Annotated in this window: 2 protein-coding genes; one reads left to right on the top strand and one right to left on the bottom strand. The window is 54.1% G+C overall.

The window, feature by feature from the left end:
- The first annotated feature begins 266 nt into the window (after positions 1 to 266).
- Positions 267 to 1,454: a hypothetical protein gene (locus C8P66_RS23700; RefSeq protein ID WP_146423051.1), complete on the top strand. Its 1,188-nt coding sequence runs from the start codon at positions 267 to 269 to the stop codon at positions 1,452 to 1,454.
- 47 nt (positions 1,455 to 1,501) lie between these two features.
- On the opposite strand, the gene C8P66_RS23300 is transcribed toward C8P66_RS23700, so the two are convergent.
- A complete protein-coding gene (locus C8P66_RS23300) occupies positions 1,502 to 2,449 on the bottom strand; it encodes an IS630 family transposase (protein WP_111400664.1) in 948 nt (315 codons plus the stop codon).
- Between the last annotated feature and the right edge of the window lie 182 nt (positions 2,450 to 2,631).

Raw genomic sequence — 2,631 nt, 5'->3', positions numbered from 1 at the left:
GTCCGAAATCGGCTGGATGTGAGTGTCGCAACCGAATCCTATGGCCGATCAAGGCGTTGCGCCATGTCCGCTAACCTTGGTGAATAATCCGGGCTAGCAAGCTGGTGCGGTCACCCTTGCTGCGACCTTGGAGCCCACGGTCGCGAGTACCAGCGCCGTGTGAGTAGATGACGAGGGATACGGTATCGTTTCAGGTGAATTTACATTGACAGCTTCGCTTTCGTCTATATAAATACTAAGACTTTACATTAGGACTCCGAAACGAAATGATTCTACATGATCATCCTGAATTTGAGAATCTCAAGTCGATTTTTACTCCGGTTGATCCCGACATCTGCCTCTCTCTCCTTATTAAGGCGGGATTTTGTCAGGAAAGCTATCAAAAATTTAATAGAGTCAAAGTTCCAAGCGATGCTGATACACGGGACCTTGTCATTCGTTTTGTTTTAAGTGGCATGCCATACAATACCTACTTCCACACCTCCAATGACAAATCCGTAGTTATCGCTGCCCTGGATGAGCTTAGAAATTCCTCCGTTGCCGACAGGGAAATAATAGAGCGTATTTGTGTAATATTTCTCCGGAATATGTGCTGGACAAGCGCCTTTGATCGCTCAGCCATAGTGAGTTCAGATCGGCAGCCCGCGCCACATATCGACTCTCTCTTAGATATGAGCAGCCATGGAGCGCTTCCTTATTTTGTCTACGGAGACAGTCACTCCCAGATTTATGCGAAGTTTAGTATCCTCTCTAATAAGCATTGGCTCCTTCCTATTAATGGAATTTGCCACGGTGGTTCGGCGCGCGGATTGATAAACGAGGCATCGCATCTGCGATATGGAGCACGATTTGATAGGTTTTATGGAAAAATAAAGCATCACATCAAAGCAGGCGGAAGGAAGCTTTTTCTGAAATTCGGGCAAGTCGACATTGAATTTGTACACGCGTTTCATCGAGCAAAGTCCGGGTCAACTCGCTTCTCGACGGAGGATTTTGAGGCGTTTTGCTTGAATTCTGTGGATAAATATTTCAGTTTTTTGACATCCCGCATCGATTTATCAGTACGTAATTCCGTTTATATTTGTTCGGTCTGCCCGCCGGTACTCTCTGACGATACGTGGAAAAGCGGTTACATACGAGTCGGCTGGCCGATGGATCATGAAGTTTCTGAGGGAAATTTAGAAGAGGAAATTCAACTAATAAAGGCGTTAGAAATGCCGACTCTCCAGCAGCGGACGGCTTTTCATCGACACTTTAATGATCTTCTAAAAACAAGATCGGAATCCACTGGCTTTAACTATCTGGATGACAGCCAACATTTTCTGTCAGAAGACAAGATCGTGGACCCGAAATTTACTGTCCGAGGCAAAGGGCTGGACTGTCACATCGACCCTGGCCTAGAGACAGAAAATATTATGGCGCCGTTTATTCATCAAATCGTATCGACAAAATAAGGTAGAAATGTTTTCTAAATCTGCACCTTCTCTAGAGCAAAATCCGATCATTCTGGCTCGTATCCAGCGGCGGTGAAGTAGTTCCTGCATTCGCGCGGGGTGAACAACGGCAGTGCGTCGCGGATGGCGTCCCAGAGGTCGCCGATGGTGCGAGCGGCGGCCTTGCGTAGCAGAGCCTTGAGCTTGGCGAAGGCGTTCTCGATCGGGTTGAAGTCGGGCGAATAGGGCGGCAGGTACAGCAGGCTGGCGCCCGCGGCCTCGATGGTTTCGCGGATGCTGGCCAGCTTGTGGGCGGGCAGGTTGTCCATCACCACCACGTCGCCGCGCGTCAGGGTCGGTGCCAGCACCTGTTCGACATAAGCGCGGAACGCCGCCCCGTTCATTGGCCCGTCCAACACCATGGGCGCCGTCATGCCACTCAGCCGCAGCGCGCCGGTGAAGGTCGTCGTTTTCCAATGGCCGTGTGGCACGGGGGAGCGGCAGCGCAGACCGCGCCGGGCGCGTCCCCGCAGACGTGCCATCTTGGTCGAGACTCCGGTCTCGTCGATGAAGACCAGACGCTCAGGATCAAGGTCGGGCTGCACGTCGAACCAAGCCTGCCGCCGCGCTGCTACGTCTGGCCGCGCCTGCTCGCTGGCGTGCGCCGTTTTTTTTACGGTCATGGCGTGGCGGTCGAGGAAGCGCCAGATCGTGCTGGGCGCGAAGGCGGCGCCGTGGTGGTCACGCAACATCGCGGACAGTTCGACCAGGGTGATGTCCACCTGAGCCTCGACCGCGGCCAGGATGATGTCGCGATACGCCTCGATGCGATGGGACCGCAGATCGCCGCCACGAGGCCTGGCGCCTGTCGCGCCGGTGGCGTGCCATTCGCGCAGCCAGCGAATGGCACTTGCCGCGGAAACCCCGAAGCGTTCGGCCGCACCGCGCCGTGACATGCCGCCATCGACCGCGGCGATCAGTCGGGTGCGAAGGTCCTCGGACAGGGATTTGGCCATGCGCGCTGGCCTCCATGCCCAGCAGGCAGGGTGAATCAGATTTCGACCGAGCCGGGAATCCCTAAAGAGTCAAAACGTTCGGATTTTGCTCTAGGTGGTGTGGACACTTATCTCAGCCATAGGATGGTTGCGGCGAGGGTAACGACGCTGAGGTAGTTCCTGGCGGTTTTCTCGTAGCGGGT

This window comes from Humitalea rosea, from assembly GCF_003253705.1.
GTDB classification, from domain to species: domain Bacteria; phylum Pseudomonadota; class Alphaproteobacteria; order Acetobacterales; family Acetobacteraceae; genus Humitalea; species Humitalea rosea.
The sequence above is the reverse complement of the archived record's forward strand: the minus strand, read 5'-3'. Positions and strand labels throughout refer to the sequence as shown.

Coding starts and splice junctions, on each gene's coding strand:
- C8P66_RS23700 (WP_146423051.1), top strand. CDS start 267: ATGATTCTACATGATCATCCTGAATTTGAGAATCTCAAGTCGATTTTT.
- C8P66_RS23300 (WP_111400664.1), bottom strand. CDS start 2,449: ATGGCCAAATCCCTGTCCGAGGACCTTCGCACCCGACTGATCGCCGCG.